A 24717-nucleotide genomic window follows, 5' to 3' on the forward strand; every position below is an offset into this window, starting at 1 on the left:
ATGGCTTCGGACCGGCGGAGGGCGCATCATGGCAGCCATGGAGATCGCGTTCGTCGGGGACGTGATGCTCGGGCGGCTCGTCGCGGACGAGCTGCGCCGTCGCCCGCCGGACTTCCCGTGGGGCGACACGCTCCCGCTGCTGCGGCGGGCCGACATGCTCGTCGGCAACCTCGAGTGCGTGCTGGCGGCCGAGGGCCGGCCGTGGCCCGGCAAGGTCTTCCACTTCCGCGCCGACCCGGCCGCGGTGGCGAGCCTCGAGGCCGCCGGGTTCGCACTCGTCTCCGTGGCGAACAACCACGTGCTCGACTTCGGCGTCGAGGCGGCGATGGCGTCGCTCGCGACCCTCGCCGATCGCGGCATCCGCTTCGCCGGCGCCGGAGCCGACCTCGAGGCGGCACGGCGTGCCGCCGTCGTGTCGAGGGCAGGCGGAACGATCGGGATGATCGCCTTCACCGACAATGAGCCCGGCTGGGCCGCCGGTCCAGTCGCTCCAGGGGTGCACTACGCACCCGTGGATCCGCGCGACCATCGTGCGGCGGCGATCCTCGACGCCGTCGCGCGCACGAGCGGGACCGTCGACCTGATGATCGCGTCGGCGCACTGGGGCGGCAACTGGGGCGTGGAGCCGCCCCGCTCGCACCGGGCGTTCGCGCACGCCCTCGTGGAGGCGGGGGCCGACGTCGTGTTCGGCCATTCGCCGCACGTCGTGCGCGGCGTCGAGGTGTTCCGGGGTCGTCCGATCCTCTACGGTGCCGGCGACTTCGTCGACGACTACGCGGTCGATCCGGTCGAGCGCAACGACCGCGCCTTCGTCTTCCTGCTCCGCACGGAGGCGGGCGCACCCGTCGAGCTGCGCCTGCACCCGACGGAGATCGCCGGATGCCGCGTCGGGCTCGCCCGCCGGCACGCGCGCGAGGCCGCGGACGTGATGGCGAGGCGGTGCGGCGTGCTCGGCACGCGCACGACCTGGGACGCCGAGGAGGACTGCCTCGTCATCGGGATCGACCCGACGGCGCGCTGATCGTGAACCAGCGGCGCGCGCGGACCACCGCGGTGCCGGTGGTGGGGGTCGAACCCACACGCCCTCACGGGCAAAGCATTTTGAGTGCTCCGCGTCTGCCATTCCGCCACACCGGCCCGGAGGCCCCGGCCAGAATACCGTAGGCTTTCCTGCGTGACAGACACCGAAGACACCCAGCCGGCACCGCGACGCGTCGTCGTCGCGGAGGACGAGTCGCTCATCCGCCTCGACATCGTCGAGATCCTGCGCGACAACGGCTACGAGGTGGTCGGCGAGGCCGGCGACGGCGAGACCGCGGTCCAGCTCGCCACCGAGCTGCGACCCGACCTGGTCATCATGGACGTGAAGATGCCGCAGCTCGACGGCATCTCGGCCGCGGAGCGGCTCTCGAAGGGCCACATCGCGCCGGTCGTGCTCCTCACGGCGTTCAGCCAGAAGGAGCTCGTCGAGCGCGCGAGCGAGGCCGGCGCCCTCGCCTACGTCGTGAAGCCGTTCACCCCGAACGACCTGCTGCCCGCGATCGAGATCGCCCTGGCCCGCCACGCGCAGATCATCGCGCTCGAGGCCGAGGTCGGCGACCTCGTCGAGCGGTTCGAGACGCGCAAGCTCGTCGACCGCGCCAAGGGCCTGCTCAACGAGAAGATGGGCCTCACCGAGCCCGAGGCGTTCCGCTGGATCCAGAAGGCCTCGATGGACCGACGCCTCACGATGAAGGACGTCTCGCAGGCCATCATCGAGCAGCTCGCGCCGAAGAAGTAGTAGGCCCTCCGGCCCTAGGCCGTGCCCCGATCACGGGCGAGTGTGGGTGTATCCCGGGCGACGCGCCCGGTTCCGTCCGGAGCGGGGGTACACGCATGCTGCACGACGCGACGTCCAGGCTGGTCAGCCGGTTCGAGGAGGTCAGACTCGGTGACGCGCCCGTCGTCGGGGGCAAGGGGGCGAACCTCGGCGAGATGACCTCGGCAGGGCTGCCCATCCCGCCCGGCTTCGTCGTCACCGCCGAGGCCTACCTTCGCGCGGTGGATGCAGCGGGGGTGCGGCAGGGCCTCCTCGAGGGGTTCCGTGCGGCGGCCAAGGCCGTCGACGATCCGGCGGCGCTGGCGGAGGCGGCGGCCTCCCTGCGCGACACGGTGGGCGCCATCGCCGTGCCCGACGAGGTGCGCGAGGCCATCCTGGGGGAGTACCACCGGCTCGGCGACGGCATGGCGGTCGCGGTCCGCTCGTCGGCCACGTCCGAGGATGCCGAGGGCACCTCGTTCGCGGGAATGCACGAGACCTACAACAACGTCGTCGGCGACGACGCCGTGATCGAGCGCGTGCGGGACTGCTGGGCGTCGCTGTACGGCGACCGCGTCATCTCCTACCGCGCGAGCCAGCACATGGACGAGGAGCCGGAGCTCGCGGTCGTCGTCCAGACGCAGGTCGTGTCCGACCGCTCGGGGGTCATGTTCACGGTGGACCCGTCGACCGGTGCCCGCGACCGGCTCGTGATCGAGGCCGCGCTCGGGCTGGGCGAGGTCGTCGTGTCGGGCGCGGTGGAGCCCGACACGTACATCGTCGCCAAGGACGGCCCGCGGATGCTGTCGGTCCGCGTGGGCCGCCAGACGCATCGGCTCGTGGCGGCCGGCGACGGCACCGTGCAGCGCGAGGATCTCGAGTCCGCGTCGGCGGATGCCCGAGTGCTCACGGACGACGAGGTGCTCGAGGTGGCCGCCCTGGGCCTGCGCGTCGAGGCGCACTACGGCGAGCCGCAGGACACCGAGTGGGCGTACTCTGGCGGTCGGCTCTGGATGCTGCAGTCGCGCCCGGTCACCACGCTGGGCGGCGGCCCGGGGGGCGTGCCGACCGACGGCCCGCCGGTCGGCACGGTGCTGCTCCGCGGGCTGGCAGCGGCGCCGGGTCGCGTGTCGGGGCGCGTGCGCATCCTGCAAGGTCCGGCCGAGGGCGCCGCACTGCAGTCGGGGGAGATCCTGGTGGCGCCAATGACGAACCCCGACTGGGTACCGACGATGCGACGCGCCGGCGCGGTCGTCACCGACGGTGGCGGCATGACCTGCCACGCCGCGATCGTCGCGCGCGAACTCGGCGTGCCCGCCGTCGTGGGCGCCCGCACGGCGACGACCGTACTGCGCGACGGCGAGCTGGTCACGGTCGACGGGGCCAAGGGCGAGATCGTCGAGGGGGCGGATGTCGCGCCATCCGTCGCACGGGCACCGGCGGCCGTCGTCTCCGAGGTGCGGGCCCCCGTGGCGCCGGAGGCGCTCGCGACGAAGCTCTACGTCAACCTGGCGATCGCCGAGCGTGCTGCGGACGTCGCCGCGCTGGAGGTCGACGGCGTGGGCCTGCTGCGCGCGGAGTTCATGATCACCGACGCGCTCGGCGGCCTGCATCCCCGCGAGATGCTCGCTCGCGGGCAGCGCGAGGAGTTCGTCCGCCGGATGACCGGATCGCTGCTCGAGGTGACGCGTGCGTTCGGCCGCCGCCCCGTGGTGTACCGCACGATCGACTTCCGCACCAACGAGTTCCGCGGGCTCGAGGGCGGCGATCGGTTCGAGCCGAAGGAGAACAACCCGATGATCGGGTACCGGGGCGCGTTCCGGTACGTGAAGGAGTCGGAGCTGTTCGAGCTCGAGCTCGAACTGCTCGCGCGCGTGCGCGAGGAGACGCCGAACCTCCATGTCATGCTGCCGTTCGTCCGCACGCGCTGGGAGCTGGAGGCGTGCCTGGACCTGATCGACGGGAGCCCGCTCGGCCGCCAGCGCGGGCTGAAGCGCTGGGTCATGGCCGAGGTCCCCTCGATCGTGTACCGGATCCCGGAGTACGCCGCGATGGGCATCGACGGCGTCTCGATCGGCTCGAACGACCTCACGCAGCTCATGCTCGGCGTCGACCGCGACTCGGAGGTGTGCGCCGAGCTGTTCGACGAGTCGGATGCGGCGGTGCTCGACGCGATCGAGCGCATCGTCACGGCATGCCGAGCGGCGGGGATCACCTCGTCGCTGTGCGGTCAGGCGCCCTCCAACTCGCCCGCGTTCGCCGAGCACCTGGTGCGGTTCGGCATCGACTCGATCTCGGTGAACCCGGATGCCGCGGATCGCACGAGACGCGTCATCGCGGCCGCGGAGCGGCGCATCCTGCTGGACGCGGCGCGGCGGTCGGCGGCCGACTGACGGCGCCCTCGGCGGGGCCCTCGCGACCGTCGGGACGTCGGTGGCCGCTTGTAGTCTTGGGGGGTGTCGGACCCCACCCCCGAAAAGCCCACCCTCCTCGTCGTCGACGGCCACTCGCTGGCCTACCGCGCCTTCTACGCGCTGCCCGTCGACAGCTTCAGCACCCGCGACGGCCAGCACACCAACGCCATCCACGGCTTCCTGTCGATGCTGCTCATGCTGCTGCGCAACGAGAAGCCCACGCACCTCGCCGTCGCGTTCGACACCTCGCGCCAGTCGTTCCGCACGCGCGAGTACACCGAGTACAAGGCCAACCGCAGCCAGACCCCGCCCGAGTTCAAGGGCCAGATCGGCCTCCTGAAGGATGCCCTCCGCGCCATGCGCATCACGGTGCTCGAGAAGGAGGACTACGAGGCCGACGACATCCTGGCGACGCTCGCGACGCGCGGCAAGGCCGAGGGGTACGACGTCCTGGTCGTCTCGGGCGACCGCGACACCATCCAGCTCGTCGACGACGACATCACGCTCCTCTACCCGAACGTGCAGGGCGTGTCGCAGCTCAAGCGCTACGACGCCGACGCCGTCGTCGAGCGCTACGGCGTGCGGCCCGAGCAGTATCCCGATGTCGCGGCGCTCGTGGGGGAGACCAGCGACAACCTGCCCGGCATCACGAAGGTCGGCGAGAAGACCGCCGTCAAGTGGCTCGGCATGTACGGCAGCCTCGACGGCATCATCGAGCACATCGACGAGATCAAGGGCGTCGTCGGCGACAACCTCCGCCGCGAGCGCGAGAACGCGATCCGCAACCGGCGCCTCAACCGGCTCGTGCGCGACCTCGACCTCGACGTCGACGTGCCCGACCTCGCGGCGCAGCCGATGGACGAGGCGGCCGTGCGCGAGCTGTTCGACCGGCTCGAGTTCAAGACGCTGCTCGAGCGGGTCACCAAGATGGCGGCCGAGTCCAACGGGCTCACGGCCGATGGCACCGAGGCCCTCGCCGCCGAGTCGACGCCGGCCGCCGTCGCGCCGGTGCCGCAGCAGTTGCGCGGCGCCGAGCTCGCGGCCTGGTTCGCCACGGCGACCGCCGCGGAGCCGGCCGGACTCGGCCTGAGCCTCGAGATCCTCGACGGCAAGGTGATCGGTGCGGGTGTGGCCTCGACGACCGAGTCGGTGCAGCTCGCGTGGCGCCCGGGCACGCCCGACCTCGAGCCGTTCGAACGATGGCTCGCGAGCGATGCGCCGAAGGTCATGACCGACGCCAAGCCGCAGCTGAAGGCGATGCGACGCTCGGGGCTCGGGTTCGCCGGGCTCGTCGTCGACAATCTCGTGGCCGGATGGCTCATGCGGCCCAGCCTCGTCGAGAAGGACCTGCCCGACCTCGTCTCGCGGTACCTCGGCGAGACGGTCCCGATGGCCGATCCGGCCCAGCTCGTCCCCGATGCCGACTCGACCGCCGGTGCACCCGAGTTCGCGTGGTACTCGCTGCGAGTCGCGCCGGTCGTGCTCGCGGCGCTCTCCGAGGGGTCTCGCCGGGTGCTCGCCGATATCGAGATCCCAATCGTCGGCATCCTCGCCGAGATGGAGCTGCGCGGCGTGACCGTCGAGCACGACAAGCTCGCCGAGCTCTCGGCGCAACTGGGGGAGCGGGCCGCATCGCTCGCCGAGGCCGCCTACGCCGAGATCGGCCGCGAGGTCAACCTCGGCTCGCCGAAGCAGCTGCAGGAGATCCTGTTCGACCAGCTCGGCATGCCGAAGACGCGCGCGACGAAGACCGGGTACTCGACCGATGCCGGCGCCCTCGCCGACCTGCAGGAGTCGCATCCGCACCCCTTCCTCGGCCTCCTGCTCGAGCATCGCGATGCGACCAAGCTCCGCCAGATCGTCGACGCGCTCGACAAGTCGATCCAGTCCGACGGGCGCGTCCACACGAGCTACGTGCAGGTCGGCACGACCACCGGCCGGATCTCCTCGACCGACCCGAACCTGCAGAACATTCCCGTCCGCACCGAGGAGGGTCGCCGCATCCGCGGCGCCTTCACCTACGGCGCCGACTTCGGCGAGCTGCTGACGGCCGACTACTCGCAGATCGAGATGCGCATCATGGCGCACCTCTCGCAGGATCCCGGGCTCATCGAGGCGTTCCATTCGGGCGAAGACCTGCACCGCTTCGTCGGCGCGCGCATCTTCGACGTCGATCCGTCCGACGTGACGCCGCTCATGCGGACCAAGGTCAAGGCCATGTCCTACGGGCTCGCGTACGGGCTCAGCGCGTTCGGCCTCTCGAAGCAGCTGCGCATCGACCGGGCCGAGGCCACCCAGCTCATGAAGGACTACTTCGAGCGCTTCGGCGCCGTGCGCGACTACCTGCGGGGTGTCGTGGGGCAGGCCAAGGTCGACGGGTACACCGAGACGATCTTCGGCCGGCGTCGCCCGTTCCCCGACCTGAACAGCCCCAACCGCGTGCTGCGCGAGAACGCCGAGCGTGCGGCGCTCAACGCCCCGATCCAGGGCTCCGCCGCCGACATCATGAAGTTCGCGATGATCGGCGTCGAACGCGAACTGGTGGCTCGCGAGCTGCGCTCGCGCATGCTCATGCAGGTGCATGACGAGCTCATCTTCGAGGTGGCCGCGGGTGAAGGCGACGAGGTCGAGGCCATCGTGCACGACCGTATGTCGCATGCCGTCGACCTGCTCGTGCCGCTCGACGTCCAGGTCGGTCGCGGTCGCGACTGGGAGGATGCGGCGCACTGAGCCGCGGTCGGGGTCCCGGGCGATCCGAGGAGTGCTCGCAGGTTGGCGGCCGCGCCATCCGCTCGTCTAGGCTCGCGCGCATGGCCACCCCAGAGCGCACCGCCACCGAGGTCGACCGCGTCGCCGAGGACTGGGTGGACGCCCTCGTCGAACTCGACCCCGCGACCGCGACGTACATCGGACGCACCGAGCAGGACCATCGGCTCCCCGACTACTCGCCGGAGGGGCACGCGGCTCGGCTCGGGGCCGTGCGTGCGACGCTCGCGGCGCTGCGTTCGGCGGCCCCCGCCGACGACGTCGACCGCATCACCGTCGCCGACCTCGGCAGCCAGCTCGAGCTCGCACTCGAGAGTGACGACGCGGCGCTGCAGCTGCGTGACCTCAATGTGATCGCGAGCCCGGCGCAGGAGATCCGCGAGGTCTTCGACCTCATGCCGACGACCGGAGCCGACGAGTGGGCGCGCATCGCCGCACGACTCGCCGCGGTGCCCGCCGCCATCGACGGCTACGTCGACACGCTCCGGCTCGGCATCGATCGCGGCGTCGTGCCCGCCGTCCGCCAGGTCCGGGAGGTGGCCGAGCAGGCGCGCCGCACCGCGCGGTCCGACGGGTTCTTCCCGACCTTCGTCGAGGGCGCGGCCGGGATCGCGGGCGAGTCGCTGGGTCGCGAGCTCGACGCGAACGCCGCACGCGCGGCATCCGCCTACGACCGGCTGGCCGAGTTCCTCGACCGGGAGCTCGCCCCGCGCGCGGGCAGCACAGACGCGGTCGGCCGCGACGCGTACGCGCTGCAGTCGCGCCGGTTCCTCGGTGCGGTCGTCGACCTCGACGAGACCTACGAGTGGGGCATCCAGGAACTCGCGCGCATGGTCGCCGAGCAGGAGTCCATCGCCCGGGAGATCCTGCCGGGGGCCTCGGTCGACGAGGCGGTCGCGCATCTCGAGGCCGACGCCTCGCGGAAGCTGGTGGGCACGGAGGCGCTGCAGCGCTGGATGCAGGCGACGAGTGATCAGGCGGTCGCCGAGCTCGGGGCGACGCACTTCGACATCCCCGACGAGATCCGTACCCTCGAGTGCCTCATCGCGCCCACGCAGGAGGGCGGCATCTACTACACGGGGCCGAGCGACGACTTCACTCGCCCCGGACGCATGTGGTGGTCGGTGCCCGAGGGCGTCACGGAATTCGACACGTGGCGGGAGAAGACGACGGTCTACCACGAGGGCGTGCCGGGCCACCACCTGCAGATCGGCCAGGCCGTGGTGAACCGCGGGCAGCTGAACACGTGGCGCCGCCAACTCGCGGGCACGTCCGGGCATGCCGAGGGCTGGGCGCTCTACGCCGAGCGGCTCATGGAGGAGCTCGGCTACCTCGACGACCCGGCCGACCGGCTGGGCATGCTCGACGGCCAGCGGATGCGCGCGGCGCGGATCGTGCTCGACATCGGCGTGCACCTCGGCAAGCCCCGGCCCGACGGCGAGGGTGCGTGGACCGGCGAGTACGCGTTCGAGTTCATGGCCGCGAACGTGAACATGCCCGAGGAGTTCGTCCGCTTCGAGGTGCATCGGTACCTCGGATGGCCCGGCCAGGCGCCGTCGTACAAGGTGGGCCAGCGGATCTGGGAGCAGGTGCGCGACGACGTGCGCCGCCGCGAGGGGGAGCGCTTCGACATCCGCTCGTTCCACTCCCGTGCGCTCGCGCTCGGCGGCGTCGGGCTCGACACGCTCCGGGGAGCGCTGGCCGGCTGAGGCGCGTGCCGGCACGGTGCGGTTGCCGCACCGGGAATGAAGCCGCTAGGATGGAGCGTCACTCGTGTGACATCCATGTCCGCCTGCCCGCCGCGGATCCCAACACAACGCTCTTTTCCGCCACGGGCCTGATTCTGTCCATTAACGGAGCATCCACTACATGACAACCGCAACGACCAAGGCGCCCAAGCAGGTCGCGATCAACGACATCGGGTCTGCTGACGATTTCCTCGCCGCGGTCGAGAAGACTCTGAAGTTCTTCAACGACGGCGACCTCATCGAGGGCACCGTCGTGAAGATCGACCGCGACGAGGTCCTCCTCGACGTCGGCTACAAGACCGAGGGCGTCATCCCCTCGCGCGAACTTTCCATCAAGCACGACGTCGACCCCAGCGAGGTCGTCGAGGTCGGCGACACCGTCGAGGCCCTCGTCCTCCAGAAGGAGGACAAGGAAGGCCGTCTGATCCTGTCGAAGAAGCGCGCGCAGTACGAGCGCGCCTGGGGCGACGTGGAGAAGATCAAGGAGAACGACGGCGTCGTCACCGGCTCGGTCATCGAGGTCGTCAAGGGCGGCCTCATCGTCGACATCGGCCTCCGCGGCTTCCTGCCCGCCTCGCTCATCGAGCTGCGCCGCGTGCGCGACCTCACGCCGTACCTCGGCCAGGAGATCGAGGCGAAGATCCTCGAGCTCGACAAGAACCGCAACAACGTGGTCCTCTCGCGCCGTGCGCTGCTCGAGCAGACCCAGTCGGAGTCGCGCTCGACCTTCCTCCAGAACCTCCACCCGGGCCAGATCCGCAAGGGCGTCATCTCGTCGATCGTCAACTTCGGTGCGTTCGTCGACCTCGGTGGCGTCGATGGTCTCGTCCACGTCTCCGAGCTCTCGTGGAAGCACATCGAGCACGCGTCCGAGGTCGTCGAGGTCGGCCAGGAGGTCACCGTCGAGGTGCTCTCCGTCGAGCTCGACCGCGAGCGCGTCTCGCTGTCGCTCAAGGCGACGCAGGAGGACCCGTGGCAGGTCTTCGCCCGTACGCACGCCATCGGCCAGGTCACGCCCGGAAAGGTCACCAAGCTGGTGCCGTTCGGTGCGTTCGTCCGCGTCGCCGACGGCATCGAGGGCCTCGTGCACATCTCCGAGCTGTCCGGCCGTCACGTCGAGCTCGCCGAGCAGGTCGTGTCGGTGGGCGAGGAGGTCTTCGTCAAGGTCATCGACATCGACCTCGAGCGTCGCCGCATCTCGCTCTCGCTCAAGCAGGCGAACGAGGGCGTCGACCCCGAGGGCACCGAGTTCGACCCGGCGCTCTACGGCATGCTCACCGAGTACGACGAGCAGGGCAACTACAAGTACCCCGAGGGCTTCGACCCCGAGACCAACGAGTGGCGCGAGGGCTTCGAGGCCCAGCGCGAGAAGTGGGAGCAGGAGTACGCTGCGGCCCAGGCTCGCTGGGAGGCGCACAAGAAGCAGGTCGCCGCGTCGCTCGCGGCCCAGGCTTCGGACGACTCGTTCTCGTCGGGCACCTCGTCGTACTCGAGCGACTCCGCATCGGGCGGCACCCTCGCCGACGACGCGTCGCTTGCGGCGCTGCGCGAGAAGCTCTCGAGCAACTAGTCGCCGCTCGAACGGCACACGGAAGGCCGGTCCCGCACGGGGCCGGCCTTCCGGCGTCTCCGCAGGTGCGCCGTCGGGCGGCCGCGGGTCGGGCGCGGACGCCGCACCCGGATAGGGTGGGCATGTGTATCTGATCGGCCTCACCGGCGGGATCGCCTCCGGAAAGTCCACTGTCGCCCGCCGTCTCGTCGAGCACGGCGCCATCCACCTCGATGCCGACCAGCTCGCGCGTCGCGTCGTCGAGCCCGGTTCCCCGTGCCTCGACGCCATCGTGCGCGAGTTCGGCGAGGGCGTGCTGAACCACGACGGCATGCTCGACCGGCACAAGCTCGGCGAGATCGTCTTCCACGACGAGGACGCGCGCGCCCGCCTCAACGCGATCGTCCATCCGGCCGTGCGCGAGCTCTCGGGCCGGCTCATCGCGAAGGCCGAGCAGGAGGACCCCGACGCGGTCGTCGTGTACGACGTGCCGCTCCTCGTCGAAGCACAGGTCGACCACCCGTTCGACCTCATCGTCGTGACGAGCGCGCCCAAGCGCACACAGGTGAGGCGGCTGGTCGAGGAGCGTGGGCTCGACCCCATCCAGGCCGAGGCCCGGGTCGACGCGCAGGTCGACGACGCCGACCGTCGGGCGGTCGCCGATGTCGTCATCGACACGGGCGGTTCGCTCGCGCACACGATGGGCCAGGCCGACGACCTCTGGGTGCGCATCGATCGGGCGCGACGCGCGGCGAAGCGCTGACGAGCCGATGGCGCAGGCGCGCCATCCGCTTCGCCCTGGGCGTACCCGGCCCCCGTGTCGGTGGGCCGACCTAGACTCGAATCCATGCAGTCGACCCGTTCCGTGCGCCCATTCGAGGTCGTCAGCGAGTACGCGCCGAGCGGCGACCAGCCGCAGGCGATCGCCGAGCTCGCCGCCCGGATCAACGCCGGCGAGACCGACGTCGTGCTCCTCGGTGCGACCGGCACCGGCAAGTCCGCGACCACCGCGTGGCTCATCGAGCAGGTGCAGCGTCCCACGCTCGTGCTCGCGCACAACAAGACGCTCGCCGCGCAGCTCGCGAACGAGTTCCGCGAGCTCATGCCGAACAACGCGGTCGAGTACTTCGTGTCGTACTACGACTACTACCAGCCCGAGGCGTACGTCCCGCAGACCGACACCTTCATCGAGAAGGACAGCTCGATCAACGCCGAGGTCGAGCGGTTGCGGCACTCGACCACCAACTCGCTGCTGAGCCGGCGCGACGTCGTCGTCGTCTCGACCGTGTCGTGCATCTACGGCCTCGGCACGCCCGAGGAGTACCTCAATGCGATGATGCCCCTCCAGGTGGGTCAGCGCGTCGACCGCGACTGGCTCATCCGCAAGTTCGTCTCGATGCAGTACCAGCGCAACGACGTCGCCTTCTCCCGGGGCACGTTCCGGGTGCGGGGCGACACGATCGAGATCATCCCGGTGTACGAGGAGCACGCGATCCGCATCGAGATGTTCGGCGATGAGGTCGAGTCGCTGCACAGCCTGCACCCGCTCACCGGATCGGTGCTCGCCAAGCTCGACGCGGTCCCGGTCTTCCCGGCCTCGCACTACGTCGCCAGCGTCGACGTTATGCAGCGCGCGATCGGCACCATCCGCGACGAGCTCGACGAGCGGCTGCAGGAGCTCGAGCGCGAGGGCAAGCTGCTCGAGGCCCAGCGGCTCCGCATGCGCACCACGTTCGACCTCGAGATGATGGAGCAGATCGGCTTCTGCTCGGGCATCGAGAACTACTCGCGGCACATCGACGGGCGCGCGCCGGGCGAGGCGCCGCACTGCCTGCTCGACTACTTCCCCGACGACTACCTGGTGGTGATCGACGAGTCGCATGTCACCGTGCCGCAGATCGGCGCGATGTACGAGGGCGACGCGTCGCGCAAGCGCACGCTCGTCGAGCACGGCTTCCGGCTCCCGAGCGCGCTCGACAACCGTCCGCTGAAGTGGGATGAGTTCAAGGCGCGCGTCGGCCAGACCGTCTACCTCTCGGCGACGCCGGGCAAGTACGAGCTCGGGATCGCCGACGGCGTGGTCGAGCAGATCATCCGGCCCACCGGCCTCGTCGACCCGCAGATCGTGGTGAAGCCCTCCAAGGGCCAGATCGACGACCTGCTGGAGGAGATCCGCACTCGCGCCGAGCGCGACGAGCGCGTGCTGGTCACCACGCTCACCAAGCGCATGGCCGAGGAGCTCACCGACTTCCTCACCGAGGCAGGCGTGCGCGTGCGCTACCTTCACTCCGACGTCGACACGCTGCGCCGCGTCGAGCTGCTCACCGAGTTGCGCGCGGGCGTGTACGACGTGCTCGTCGGCATCAACCTGCTCCGCGAGGGCCTCGACCTGCCCGAGGTCTCGCTGGTCGCGATCCTCGACGCCGACAAGGAGGGCTTCCTCCGCTCGTCGACCTCGCTCATCCAGACGATCGGGCGCGCCGCCCGCAACGTCTCTGGCGCGGTGCACATGTACGCCGACGTCATGACCGAGTCGATGGCCTCGGCGATCGACGAGACGAACCGCCGTCGCGACAAGCAGCTCGAGTACAACCGCGTCAACGGCATCGACCCGACGCCGCTGCGCAAGCGCATCGCCGACATCACCGAGGTGCTCGCGCGCGAGGAGGCCGACACGGCGGCCCTGCTCGCCGGCCGCGACACTCGCAAGACCTCGCCGGTGCCGATGCGCAGGGAGGGGATCGCCGCGGCCGGCGCGAACGACCTCGAGGAGCTGATCCGCGACCTCAACGACCAGATGCTCGAGGCCGCGGGCGAGCTCAAGTTCGAGCTCGCCGCTAGGCTTCGCGACGAGGTGTCCGAGCTCAAGCGCGAACTGCGCCAGATGGAGAAGGCGGGGCACCTCGGCTGACCCGCCTGGCACCACCGTGACCGGCCCGTCGTCCTGAATCGAACGTGTGTTCGCTCTCGGCACGTGCGATCGGGGGCGGAGTGTCGGAGGGCGTTCGTACACTCGTAGGGTGCCAGTTTCACGTCTCGATGCCCACTCGCGCCTGAGCGTCCGCGGTGCCCGCGTGCACAACCTGCGCAACGTCGACGTCGAGATCCCGCGCGACGCCATGGTCGTCTTCACGGGCCTCTCGGGCTCGGGCAAGTCCTCCCTCGCGTTCGACACCATCTTCGCCGAGGGCCAGCGACGGTACGTCGAGTCGCTCTCGGCGTACGCGCGCCAGTTCCTGGGCCAGGTCGACCGTCCCGACGTCGACTTCATCGAGGGCCTGAGCCCCGCGGTCTCGATCGACCAGAAGTCCACGAACCGCAATCCGCGCTCGACCGTCGGTACGATCACCGAGATCTACGACTACATGCGGCTGCTGTGGGCCCGCATCGGTGTTCCGCATTGCCCGGTGTGCGGCGAGCGCATCCAGCGTCAGACCGTGCAGCAGATCGCCGACCGGCTGATGGAGCTCGAGGCCGGCACGCGCTTCCAGATCCTCAGCCCCATGGTCTCGCAGAAGAAGGGCGAGTTCGTCGACCTGTTCCGCGAGCTCTCCTCGCAGGGCTACTCGCGGGCCGTCGTCGACGGCGAGGTCATCCGCCTCGACGAGCCGCCGCAGCTGAAGAAGCAGGTCAAGCACGACATCTCGGTCGTGATCGACCGGCTCGTGGCATCCGACGAGATGCTCGGCCGCCTCACCGACTCGCTCGAGACGGCGCTGCGCCTCACCGACGGCGTCGTGCAGATCAACTTCGTCGACCGCGAGGGCGACGACGCATGGCAGACCTTCTCCGAGAAGCTCAGCTGTCCCAACCAGCACCCGATCGCGCTCACCGAGATCGAGCCGCGCACGTTCTCGTTCAATGCGCCGTTCGGCGCCTGTCCCGAATGCTCGGGTCTCGGCACGCGCATGTCGGTCGACGAGGAGCTGCTGCTCGGCGACCCCACGATGAGCATCGCCGAGGGCGTCATCCTTCCCTGGACCTCGCAGGGCAAGAGCCTCTACAACTACTACGAGAAGCTGCTCGACGGGCTCGCGCGCGACTTCGGCTTCTCGCTCGACACCCCGTGGGAGCAGCTGCCGGGGGCCGCGCGCAATGCGGTGCTCCGCGGCGACAACTTCGAGGTCAAGGTGCGCTGGCGCAACCGCTACGGGCGCGAGATGAGCTACACCTCGGGCTTCGAGGGCGTCGTGCCGTACATCGAGCGGCAATACCTGCAGGCCGAGACCGACGTGCAGCGCGCTCGCTGGGCCGAGTACCTGCGCGAGGTGCCGTGCCCCGTGTGCGAGGGCGACCGGCTGAAGCCCGAGGTGCTCTCCGTCCTCATCCACGACGCGTCGATCGCCGACGTGTGCCGGCTCAGCCTGCACGATGCGCGATCGTTCATGGACCGGCTCCAGCTCACCGACCGCGAGCAGACGATCGCTGCGCAGGTGCTGCGCGAGATCAAGCTCCGGCTCGACTTCCTCATCCGCGTCGGCCTCAGCTACCTCGACCTCGCCCGCGCCGCGGGAACGCTCTCCGGCGGCGAGGCGCAGCGCATCAGGCTCGCGACCCAGATCGGCTCCGGCCTCACGGGCGTCCTCTACGTGCTCGACGAGCCGAGCATCGGCCTGCACCAGCGCGACAACCGGCGCCTCATCGACACCCTCGTGGCGCTGCGCGACCTCGGCAACACGCTCATCGTCGTCGAGCACGACGAAGACACCATCCGCACCGCCGACTGGATCGTCGACATCGGCCCGGGCGCCGGGGTGCACGGCGGTACCGTCGTGCACAGCGGCAGCTACGCCGACCTCGTGAAGAACACGCGCTCGCTCACCGGCGACTACCTCGCAGGCCGCAGGGAGATCCCGATCCCCGCCAGGCGACGCCCGATCGATCCCGATCGGATGATCACGGTCGAGGGCGCCCAGGCGAACAACCTCCGGAACGTCGACGTGTCGTTCCCCCTCGGCACGTTCACGGCGGTGACCGGCGTGAGCGGCTCGGGCAAGTCGTCGCTCGTCAACGACATCCTGTATCGCGTGCTCGCCAACCGGCTCAACGGCGCCCGCAAGGTTCCCGGGAAGCACCGCCGCGTCGGCGGACTCGACCACCTCGACAAGGTCGTGCACGTCGACCAGGCACCCATCGGCCGTACGCCCCGCTCCAACCCGGCGACGTACACGGGCGTGTTCGACCGCATCCGCACGCTGTTCTCCGAGACCGCCGAGGCCAAGGCGCGCGGCTACCTGCCGGGTCGATTCAGCTTCAACGTCAAGGGCGGGCGCTGCGAGGCGTGCTCGGGCGACGGCACCATCAAGATCGAGATGAACTTCCTGCCCGACGTGTACGTGGCGTGCGAGGTGTGCGGCGGCCAGCGGTACAACCGGGAGACCCTGCAGGTGCACTACAAGGGCAAGAACATCGCCGAGGTGCTCGAGATGCCCATCAGCGAGGCGGCCGAGTTCTTCGAGCCCATCTCGGCCATCCACCGCTACCTCAAGACGCTCGTCGACGTCGGCCTCGGCTACGTGCAGCTCGGCCAGAGCGCCACGACGCTCTCCGGTGGCGAGGCGCAGCGCGTCAAGCTCGCGACCGAGCTCCAGCGCCGCTCGAACGGGCGCAGCGTCTACGTGCTCGACGAGCCCACGACCGGCCTCCACTTCGAGGACGTGCGGAAGCTCCTCAAGGTGCTCGGCAAGCTGGTCGACAAGGGCAACACCGTGATCGTCATCGAGCACAGCCTCGACGTGATCAAGTCGGCCGACTGGATCGTCGACCTCGGCCCCGAGGGCGGCTCCGGCGGGGGCCAGGTCGTCGCGGTGGGCACGCCCGAGCAGGTGGCCGAGGTCCACGAGAGCCACACCGGGTACTTCCTGCGCGAGATCTTCGAGGCCGCGGCGCCGCCCGCCGTCGCCGCGAGCTGACGATGCGCAGCACCGTTCCCTATCGGCCGCGACCGGGGGAGATCCCGACCGACCCCGGCGTCTACCGGTTCCGCGACGCCGAGCGCCGGGTCCTCTACGTCGGCAAGGCGAAGAACCTCCGCGCGCGGCTCTCGAACTATTTCGCACCGCTGCACACACTCCACGAGCGCACCCGCCGCATGGTCACCACCGCGGCGTCCGTCGAATGGACCGTGGTCGCGAGCGACGTCGAGGCCCTCAACCTCGAGATCACGTGGATCAACGAGCTGAAGCCGCCGTTCAACGTCCGCTTCAAGGACGACAAGTCCTACCCGTACCTGGTCGTGACGGTCGCCGACGAGGCGCCACGGGCGATGGTCTCGCGCAAGCGCGGCATCCCCGGCGCCCGCTACTTCGGCCCGTATCCCAAGATGTGGGCCGTGACCGACATGCTCGAGATCCTCATCAAGCTCTTCCCGATCCGCACCTGCAAAGACAGCGACTACCGGCGCGCGATGGCGACGGGCAAGCCGTGCTTCGCCGGCCAGATCGGTCGATGCTTCGGGCCGTGCTCGGGCAAGGTCAGCATCGAGGAGCACCGCGCCAACGTCGACCGGTTCGTCGCGTTCATGCAGAACCAGGACCCGCGCATCGTCCGCGACCTCGAGCGCGAGATGCGCGAGGCGTCGGCCGCGCAGGACTACGAGACGGCCGCCCGCAAGCGCGACCAGCTGCAGGCCGCCACGGCGTTCTTCGAGAAGAGCGCCGTCGTGCTCGGCGACCGCGTCGACCTCGATGTGTTCGGCATCGAGCACGACGAGCTCGCGGCCGCGGTGCACCTGTTCATGGTCCGCGGCGGTCGCATCCGCGGCGAACGGTCGTGGACGGTCGACAAGGAGCTCGACGTGCCGCTCGGCGAGCTCGTCGGCTTCGTGGTCGAGAACGCCTACGGCGACGGCCAGACGCCGGCCCGCGAAGTGGTCGTGCCCGAGCTGCCCGACGGCGTCGAGGCGCTCGAGGCCTGGCTCGGAGGGCTGGCGGGCCGCAACGTGAGCCTGCGCGTGGCGCAGCGCGGCGCGAAGGCGCAGCTGCTCGCCACGGCGACGCAGAACGCCAAGCAGTCGCTGATGCTCTACAAGACCCGTCGCAGCGCCGACTTCACCACGCGCTCCCAGGCGCTCGAGGACATCCAGGAGGCGCTCGGCATGGCCGACGCCCCGTTGCGCATCGAGTGCTTCGACGTGTCGCACCTGAGCGGCACGAACATCGTGGCGTCGATGGTCGTCTTCGAAGACGGCCTGCCGCGCAAGGACGAGTACCGGCGCTTCGTCATCCCGAGCTCGACCGACGACACCGATTCGATCCACCAGGTCCTCACCCGTCGGCTCGCCTACCTTGCCGAGCCGGCCGAGCGGAGCGCACCCTCGGAGGGCGAGCCGGCGGCCGACGCTGCGCCGCCGACCGAGGCCCCCGTCACGCCGCAGCGCCGAGCGAAGTTCGCCTACCGGCCGAACCTGCTCGTCGTCGACGGCGGGCAGCCGCAGGTCGCCGCGGCCGAGCGCGCGCTCCGAGAATCCGGCGTCGAGGGCATCTCCCTCTGCGGCATCGCGAAGCGCCTCGAGGAGATCTGGACGCCCGACTCCGACTTCCCGGTCATCCTGCCGCGCAACAGCGACGCGCTCTTCCTGTTCCAGCGCATCCGCGACGAGGCGCACCGGTTCGCGATCACGCACCAGCGGCAGCGGCGCAAGCGCGACATCGGCACGGTCCTCTCCGAGGTGCCCGGACTCGGTCCTGCGCGCGTTCGCGCGCTCCTGAAGCACTTCGGCTCCGTCGCGCGCCTGCGCGGCGCCGACGAGGCCGCCATCTCCGAGGTTCCGGGCATCGGCCCGGCGCTCGCGACGAGCGTCCGGGCCCACCTGCGGCGAGAGGCCGCCTCGGGCGCCGACTAGGCTGGGAGGCCGGGGGAGTTGCAGGAAGGGAGCGCCGACAGCATGGGCGACGGCGACCGGCAGGAGATGCTCATCGTCACGGGGATGTCCGGTGCCGGACGGTCGACGGTGGCCGACGCGCTGGAGGACCTGGGCTGGTACGTCGTCGACAACCTTCCACCGCAGATGCTGCGGCCCCTGGTCGACCTCGCGGAACGCGCCGGCGCATCGCTGCCGAGGATCGCCGCCGTCGTCGACATCCGCGGCGGCGGATTCTTCTCCGAGATCCGCGACGTCGTCCAGGTGCTGCGCAACGGCGTGAACGTGCGCGTGATGTTCCTCGACGCCGACGATGCCGTGCTGGTGCGGCGCTTCGAGTCCGTCCGGCGTCCCCATCCGCTCCAGGGCGACGGCACGCTGCTCGACGGCATCGCCGCCGAGCGGGTGCGGCTCGCCGAGGTCCGCGAGGCGAGCGACCTGATCGTCGACACGTCCGACCTGAACATCCACCAGCTGGCGAACCTCGTGACCGAGACCTTCGCCGAGGCCGGCCGCGCCGGGCTCCGGGTGGCCGTCCAGAGCTTCGGCTTCAAGTACGGGGTGCCGGCCGACGCCGATCTCGTCGCCGACGCGCGGTTCCTGCCCAATCCCTTCTGGAATGATGAATTGCGCCCGCTGACCGGCGAGGACCAGAGGGTGGGCGACTACGTGATGGACCAGCCGGGGGCGCGCGAGTTCCTCGACGCGTACGTCGCCGCGCTGCGGCCGGTGCTCGAGGGCTACCAGCGGGAGAACAAGCGCCACGCGATGATCGCGATCGGCTGCACCGGGGGCAAGCACCGCTCGGTCGCACTGGTCCGCGAGCTCGCGGCGCGACTCCGATCCATCCCGGGGCTGGCGGTCAGCGTGAAGCACCGCGACCTCGGACGAGAATGACCGGGCGCGAAGCGCCGGCCGACGACTGAGACGACAGAGAGGACGACCACGTGGCCCTGACGGCTGAGGTGAAAGAGGAGCTCGCGAGAGTCGAGGTGACCAAGACCTCGGTGCGCGCCGCCGAGCTCGCCTCGGTGCTCCGGTTCGCCGGAGGACTCCACATCATCTCGGGGCGGATCGCCATCGAGGCCGAGCTCGACTCGCCCACGATCGCACGCCGCGTGACGCGCGATCTCGGCGAGCTGTACGGCGTGCGGCCCGACGTGTCGGTGATCTCCGCGTCGGGGCTGCGTCGCACCAACCAGTACCTCGTGCGCGTCCTCGAGGGCGGTGAGACCCTGGCCCGGCAGACGGGCCTGCTCGATGCGCGGCGTCGACCGGTGCGCGGCCTGCCGAACAAGCTGACGACCGGGTCGCGCGACGACGTCGCCGCCGTCTGGCGCGGCGCGTTCCTCGCACGCGGCAGTCTCACCGACCCCGGCCGCTCCGCCGCCCTCGAGGTGACGTGCCCAGGCGGTGAGACCGCGATGGCGCTCGTCGGCGCCGCCGGCCGCCTCGGCGTGTCGGCCAAGGCGCGCGAGGTCCGGGGCGTGCACCGCGTGGTGATCCGCGACGGCGAGGCCATCAGCTCGATGCTCGCGCTCATGGGCGCGAGCGAGACCGTGCGCAACTGGGAGGAACTGCGGCAGCGTCGCGAGGTGCGCGCGACGGCCAACCGCCTGGTGAACTTCGACGATGCGAACCTCCGCCGCTCCGCGCAGGCGGCGGTCGCGGCGTGCGCACGCGTCGAGCGCGCCATGGAGCTGCTCGGCGACGACATCCCCGACCACCTGAAGTACGCGGGCGAGCTGCGACTCGCGCACCGCGATGCGAGCCTCGACGAGCTCGGCCACCACGCCGACCCGCCGCTGACGAAGGACGCGGTCGCCGGCCGCATCCGCCGGCTGCTCGCCATGGCCGACAAGCGCGCGGCCGACTTGGGCCTCCCGGGCACCGAGGCGAACCTGCCGGCCGACCTCGACGACGTCTGAACGGCGCTCGAACGAGCGGCGAACCTCGTCAACCCCCGTCATCCGCCGTGGGCACGGGCATAGGATCGAGGAAGCCGCGGTCCGCCCGGGCAGGGGTCCGGGTCGCCCGGCTGCTGACAAGGAGAAGCAATGGCTGACTACACCCTCCCTGAACTCGCCTACGACTACTCGGCGCTCGAACCGTCGATCAGCGGCACCATCATGGAGCTGCACCACACGAAGCACCACCAGGCCTACGTCACCGGCGCGAACACCGCCCTGGCGCAGCTCGCCGAGGCGCGCGACTCCGGCAACCTGGCGAACGTGAACAAGCTCGAGAAGGACCTCGCCTTCAACCTCGGCGGTCACGTGAACCACTCGATCTTCTGGACGAACCTCTCGCCCGACGGCGGCGACAAGCCCACCGGCGAGCTCGCCTCGGCGATCGACGACCACTTCGGGTCGTTCGACAAGTTCCAGGCGCACTTCACCGCGACGGCGCTGGGCGTGCAGGGCTCGGGCTGGGCCGTCCTCGCATGGGACTCGATCGGCCAGCGGCCGATCGTGGTGCAGTTCTTCGACCAGCAGGGCAACCTCCCTGCCGGCATCGTGCCGCTGCTCATGCTCGACGTGTGGGAGCACGCCTACTACCTCGACTACAAGAACGTGCGTGCCGACTACGTGACGGCGTTCTGGAACATCGTGAACTGGGAGAACGTCCAGCAGCGCCTCCAGGCCGCGACTGAGAAGACCTCAGGGCTGCTGCTACTGTCGTAAACGGATGGCGTCCCCGGGCGCCGTCCGGGGACACCGCCGTCCGATCAGCTCCAACAGATCCATCTCGAAAGCGCGATCGCGCCCGTCACCCAGGAGACACCTGTGTCCGTAAAGATCGGCATCAACGGCTTCGGCCGCATCGGCCGCAACTACTTCCGCGCCGCCCTCGCCCAGGGCGCCGACCTCGAGATCGTCGCCGTCAACGACCTCACCGACAACAAGACGCTCGCCCACCTGCTGAAGTACGACTCGATCACCGGCCGCCTCGATGCGACCGTCGACTACGACGACGAGCACCTGATCGTCGACGGCAAGCCGATCAAGGCGTTCGCGGAGCGCGATCCCGCGAACCTGCCCTGGGGCGAGCTCGGCGTCGACATCGTCATCGAGTCGACCGGGTTCTTCACGAAGGCCGCCGATGCGCGCAAGCACATCGATGCCGGCGCCAAGAAGGTGCTCATCTCGGCACCGGCGACCGACGAGGATGCCACGTTCGTCATCGGCGTGAACGAGGACTCGTACGACCCCGAGAAGCACCACATCATCTCGAACGCGTCGTGCACGACGAACTGCCTCGCACCGCTCGCGAAGGTCTTCAACGACGAGTTCGGCATCGAGCGCGGCCTCATGACGACCGTGCACGCGTACACGGCCGACCAGAACCTCCAGGATGGCCCGCACAAGGACCTCCGCCGCGCCCGCGCGGCGGCCGTGAACATCGTGCCGACCTCGACGGGTGCCGCGAAGGCCATCGGCCTGGTGCTGCCCGAGCTCGTCGGCAAGCTCGACGGCTTCGCGCTTCGCGTCCCGGTGCCGACCGGCTCCATCACCGACCTCACGGTCACCGCGTCGCGCCCGGTCACGGTCGACGAGGTGAAGGCCGCCTACAGGAAGGCCGCCGAGGGGCCGCTCAAGGGCATCCTCAAGTACACCGAGGATGACATCGTCTCGAGCGACATCGTGACCGACCCGCACTCGTCGATCTTCGACGCCGGTCTCACGCGCGTCATCGGCGACCAGGTCAAGCTCTCGGCGTGGTACGACAACGAGTGGGGCTACTCGAACCGACTCGTCGACCTGACCGAGTACGTCGCCGAGCGTCTCTGAATCGAGACGACGTGACCCTCCGAACCATCGATTCCCTGGGTCCGCTCGCCGGCTCGCGTGTCGTCGTCCGTTGCGACCTCAACGTCCCGCTGAAGGACGGGGTCATCACGGACGACGGCCGCGTGCGCGCGTCGGTCCCCACGCTCACCGCGCTCGTCGACCAGGGCGCCCGGGTGATCGTGATCTCGCACCTGGGCCGTCCCGAGGGCGCGCCAGACCCGAAATACAGCCTCGAACCGGTCGCGACGCGACTCGGCGAGCTGCTCCAGGCTCCCGTCTCGTTCGCGACCGACACGGTCGGCGAGGATGCCGCGGCCAAGGTCGCCGCCCTCGGCGACGGCGAGGTGCTCGTGCTCGAGAACCTGCGCTTCAACCCGGGGGAGACCAGCAAGAACGAGGCCGAGCGCACGGCATTCGCCGGGCAGCTCGCCGAGTTCGCCGATGCCGTCGTCTCCGACGGCTTCGGCGTCGTGCACCGCAAGCAGGCGAGCGTGTACGAACTCGAGCAGCTGCGCCCCAGCGCGGCCGGCACGCTGATCGCGTCCGAGCTCGACGTGCTCGACCGGCTCACCGAGAACCCCGAGCGCCCGTACGTGGTCGTGCTCGGCGGGTCCAAGGTGTCCGACAAGCTGGGCGTGATCGAGCACCTGCTTCCCCGCGTCGACGCGCTGCTCATCGGGGGCGGCATGCTGTTCACGTTCCTCGCCGCGCAGGGCCACAAGGTCGGCTCGAGCCTGCTCGAGGCCGACCAGATCGGCACCGTGAAGGGCTACCTCGCGGATGCGACGGAGCGCGGCGTCGACATCGTCCTGCCGACCGATGTCGTGGTCGCCGCCTCGTTCTCGGCCGATGCCGAGCACCAGGTCGCCGCGGCCGACGCGATCGAGGAGACGCCGTTTGGTGCCTCCGGCCTCGGGCTCGACATCGGACCCGACACGGCGGCCGCGTTCGCCGAGCGGATCCGCGGCGCGAAGACCGTGTTCTGGAACGGCCCGATGGGCGTGTTCGAACTCGCGCCCTTCGCCGAGGGCACCCGCACGGTGGCATCCGCCCTGACCGAGGTCGACGGCCTCAGCGTGGTCGGCGGCGGTGACTCGGCCGCGGCGGTCCGCCAGCTCGGCTTCGACGAGGGCGCCTTCGGGCACATCTCGACCGGAGGCGGCGCGAGCCTGGAATTCCTCGAAGGCAAGAAGCTCCCCGGACTGGAGGTCCTCGGATGGCAGTAGGCCGTACCCCGTTCATCGCGGGCAACTGGAAGATGAACCTCGACCACCTGCAGTCGATCGCGTTCGTGCAAAAGCTCGCGTGGAGCCTCGCCGACGCGAAGCACGACTTCGCCGACGCCGAGGTCGCGGTCTTCCCGCCGTTCACCGACCTCCGCTCGGTGCAGACGCTCGTCTCGGCCGACGACCTGCCCATCGCGTACGGCGCGCAGGACCTCTCGCAGCACGACTCGGGCGCGTACACCGGCGAGGTCTCGGGCGCGTTCCTGGCGAAGCTCGACTGCCGCTACGTCATCATCGGCCACTCCGAGCGCCGCCAGTACCACGGCGAGACCGACGAGGTCGTCGCGGCGAAGGTCGCCGCCGCGCACCGTCACGGGCTCGTTCCCGTGCTGTGCGTGGGCGAGACGGCCGAGGACCTCGAGCGGCACGGCGCGAGCGCCGTCCCCGTGGCGCAGCTCCGCGCGGCGCTCCAGGGCGTGGATGTCGCCAAGGGCCTCGTCGTCGCGTACGAGCCGGTCTGGGCGATCGGCTCCGGCCAGGCGGCCACGCCCGAGCAGGCGCAGCAGGTGTGCGCGGCCCTCCGGGCCGTGCTCGCCGAGCTCGCGGGCGAGGAGCTCGCCGCCGCGACGCGGATCCTGTACGGCGGATCGGTGAAGGCGGCGAACATCGCGTCGTTCCTGCGCGAGCCCGATGTCGACGGAGCGCTCGTCGGCGGCGCGAGCCTCGACATCGACGAGTTCTCGAGCATCGCCCGATTCAAGAAGCACGTCGGCGCCTGACGCCCGGTTCCGCGCCGTCCGGCCCCGTCACGACGCGGGGCGGGCGGCGCGGACGGCTATACTCGACTGGCGGCATCGACACTTCGTCATGCCCGGAAAGGTTTCACCGTGGAGATTCTCCAGGTCGTCCTGCAGGTGCTGCTCGGCCTCACGAGCATCCTGCTCACGCTCCTGATCCTGCTGCACAAGGGTCGCGGCGGCGGTCTGTCCGACATGTTCGGCGGCGGCGTCACGTCGAACCTCGGTGCGTCCGGGGTCGCGGAGCGCAACCTCAATCGCATCACGATCATCCTCGGCCTCGTCTGGGTGACGTGCATCGTCGTGCTCGGCCTCATCACCAAGTTCGACGCAGGGATCTGACGGAGGTCACCGTGGCATCAGGCAACAGCGCGATCCGGGGCTCGCGAGTCGGCTCCGGTCCCATGGGCGAGCAGGACCGCGGCTTCCACGCCGACCGCGTCGCCGTCAGCTACTGGGATGCCCAGGGCAACGAGACGGTGCGCTACTTCGCGGCCAACGTGCCCGAGGAGGAGATCCCCGACGTCATCGACAGCCCGTCGACCGGCCTCCCTGCCGGACGCGACAAGGACAACCCGCCCGCGGTGTCCAAGCTCGAGCCGTACAAGACGCACCTCGCCTACGTGAAGGAACGGCGCACCGAGGAGGAGGCCGCAGCGCTCCTCGAGGAGGCGCTGCAGCAGCTCCGCGCCCGCCGCGGCACGGCGTCGAAGGACTGACGCGAGACACGAAGCAGGGCCGCCCCCGGGGGCGGCCCTGCTTCATGT

The 24717-nt window shown here is 70.2% G+C and carries 18 protein-coding genes and 1 tRNA gene; 18 read left to right on the forward strand and 1 reads right to left on the reverse strand.

Translation table 11 applies throughout. The features are described from left to right. The first annotated feature begins 37 nt into the window (after window positions 1-37). A complete protein-coding gene (locus tag ACZ4TW_RS06645) occupies window positions 38-1021 on the forward strand; it encodes a CapA family protein (protein WP_465541354.1) in 984 nt (327 codons plus the stop codon). A 33-nt stretch (window positions 1022-1054) separates the two neighbouring features. Here ACZ4TW_RS06645 and ACZ4TW_RS06650 read toward each other — a convergent pair. After that, a tRNA-Leu gene (locus ACZ4TW_RS06650) sits at window positions 1055-1137 on the reverse strand. Window positions 1138-1174: 37 nt separating this feature from the next. Between ACZ4TW_RS06650 and ACZ4TW_RS06655 the strand changes: the two genes are divergently transcribed. The 17 genes from ACZ4TW_RS06655 to ACZ4TW_RS06735 all read left to right on the forward strand — a co-directional run bounded on the left by ACZ4TW_RS06655 (window position 1175) and on the right by ACZ4TW_RS06735 (window position 24669). Next, window positions 1175-1780, forward strand: a complete 606-nt coding sequence (locus tag ACZ4TW_RS06655) for an ANTAR domain-containing response regulator (protein WP_129233325.1) — start codon at window positions 1175-1177, stop codon at window positions 1778-1780. A gap of 95 nt (window positions 1781-1875) precedes the next feature. Beyond that, window positions 1876-4191 (forward strand): phosphoenolpyruvate synthase, encoded by a 2316-nt coding sequence (ppsA, locus tag ACZ4TW_RS06660; RefSeq protein ID WP_465541356.1) that lies wholly within the window; start codon window positions 1876-1878, stop codon window positions 4189-4191. Between the two features lie 63 nt (window positions 4192-4254). Next, window positions 4255-6942: a DNA polymerase I gene (gene polA / locus ACZ4TW_RS06665; RefSeq protein ID WP_465541358.1), complete on the forward strand. Its 2688-nt coding sequence runs from the start codon at window positions 4255-4257 to the stop codon at window positions 6940-6942. 80 nt (window positions 6943-7022) lie between these two features. Beyond that, window positions 7023-8687, forward strand: a complete 1665-nt coding sequence (locus ACZ4TW_RS06670; protein WP_465541359.1) for a DUF885 domain-containing protein — start codon at window positions 7023-7025, stop codon at window positions 8685-8687. A 160-nt stretch (window positions 8688-8847) separates the two neighbouring features. Beyond that, window positions 8848-10296 carry a 30S ribosomal protein S1 gene (gene rpsA, locus ACZ4TW_RS06675; RefSeq protein WP_465541360.1) on the forward strand — a complete coding sequence of 483 codons (1449 nt, stop codon included), beginning with the start codon at window positions 8848-8850 and terminating at the stop codon, window positions 10294-10296. A 124-nt stretch (window positions 10297-10420) separates the two neighbouring features. Then, on the forward strand, window positions 10421-11038 hold the full coding sequence (gene coaE, locus ACZ4TW_RS06680) for a dephospho-CoA kinase (protein WP_465541362.1): 618 nt from the start codon (window positions 10421-10423) through the stop codon (window positions 11036-11038). Between the two features lie 84 nt (window positions 11039-11122). Then, window positions 11123-13186, forward strand: coding sequence for an excinuclease ABC subunit UvrB (uvrB, locus tag ACZ4TW_RS06685; RefSeq protein ID WP_465541364.1), 2064 nt, complete (start codon window positions 11123-11125; stop codon window positions 13184-13186). Between the two features lie 109 nt (window positions 13187-13295). Then, window positions 13296-16187 (forward strand): excinuclease ABC subunit UvrA, encoded by a 2892-nt coding sequence (gene uvrA, locus ACZ4TW_RS06690; RefSeq protein WP_465541365.1) that lies wholly within the window; start codon window positions 13296-13298, stop codon window positions 16185-16187. Window positions 16188-16189: 2 nt separating this feature from the next. Continuing rightward, entirely contained in the window at window positions 16190-18118 is a 1929-nt protein-coding gene (gene uvrC, locus ACZ4TW_RS06695; RefSeq protein WP_465541367.1) for an excinuclease ABC subunit UvrC, read from the forward strand. 42 nt (window positions 18119-18160) lie between these two features. Continuing rightward, window positions 18161-19033, forward strand: coding sequence for an RNase adapter RapZ (rapZ, locus tag ACZ4TW_RS06700; protein ID WP_465541369.1), 873 nt, complete (start codon window positions 18161-18163; stop codon window positions 19031-19033). 50 nt (window positions 19034-19083) lie between these two features. Then, entirely contained in the window at window positions 19084-20064 is a 981-nt protein-coding gene (whiA, locus tag ACZ4TW_RS06705; protein WP_465541371.1) for a DNA-binding protein WhiA, read from the forward strand. Window positions 20065-20193: 129 nt separating this feature from the next. Then, on the forward strand, window positions 20194-20820 hold the full coding sequence (locus ACZ4TW_RS06710) for a superoxide dismutase (protein ID WP_465541373.1): 627 nt from the start codon (window positions 20194-20196) through the stop codon (window positions 20818-20820). 102 nt (window positions 20821-20922) lie between these two features. Continuing rightward, the gene (gap, locus tag ACZ4TW_RS06715) at window positions 20923-21927 is read left to right on the forward strand and encodes a type I glyceraldehyde-3-phosphate dehydrogenase (protein WP_465541374.1); all 1005 of its coding nucleotides are present in this window, start codon (window positions 20923-20925) and stop codon (window positions 21925-21927) included. Window positions 21928-21938: 11 nt separating this feature from the next. Beyond that, window positions 21939-23153: a phosphoglycerate kinase gene (locus ACZ4TW_RS06720; RefSeq protein WP_465541376.1), complete on the forward strand. Its 1215-nt coding sequence runs from the start codon at window positions 21939-21941 to the stop codon at window positions 23151-23153. Then, window positions 23144-23932: a triose-phosphate isomerase gene (tpiA, locus tag ACZ4TW_RS06725; RefSeq protein ID WP_465541378.1), complete on the forward strand. Its 789-nt coding sequence runs from the start codon at window positions 23144-23146 to the stop codon at window positions 23930-23932. The genes ACZ4TW_RS06720 and tpiA overlap by 10 nt, the downstream gene beginning before the upstream one ends. Before the next feature lie 108 nt (window positions 23933-24040). Beyond that, complete coding sequence (secG, locus tag ACZ4TW_RS06730) at window positions 24041-24292, forward strand: preprotein translocase subunit SecG (protein ID WP_067947350.1); 252 nt, start codon at window positions 24041-24043, stop codon at window positions 24290-24292. A gap of 11 nt (window positions 24293-24303) precedes the next feature. Beyond that, on the forward strand, window positions 24304-24669 hold the full coding sequence (locus ACZ4TW_RS06735; RefSeq protein WP_465541381.1) for an RNA polymerase-binding protein RbpA: 366 nt from the start codon (window positions 24304-24306) through the stop codon (window positions 24667-24669). Window positions 24670-24717: the final 48 nt, after the last annotated feature.

Source organism: Agromyces sp. NPDC029043 (assembly GCF_055564615.1).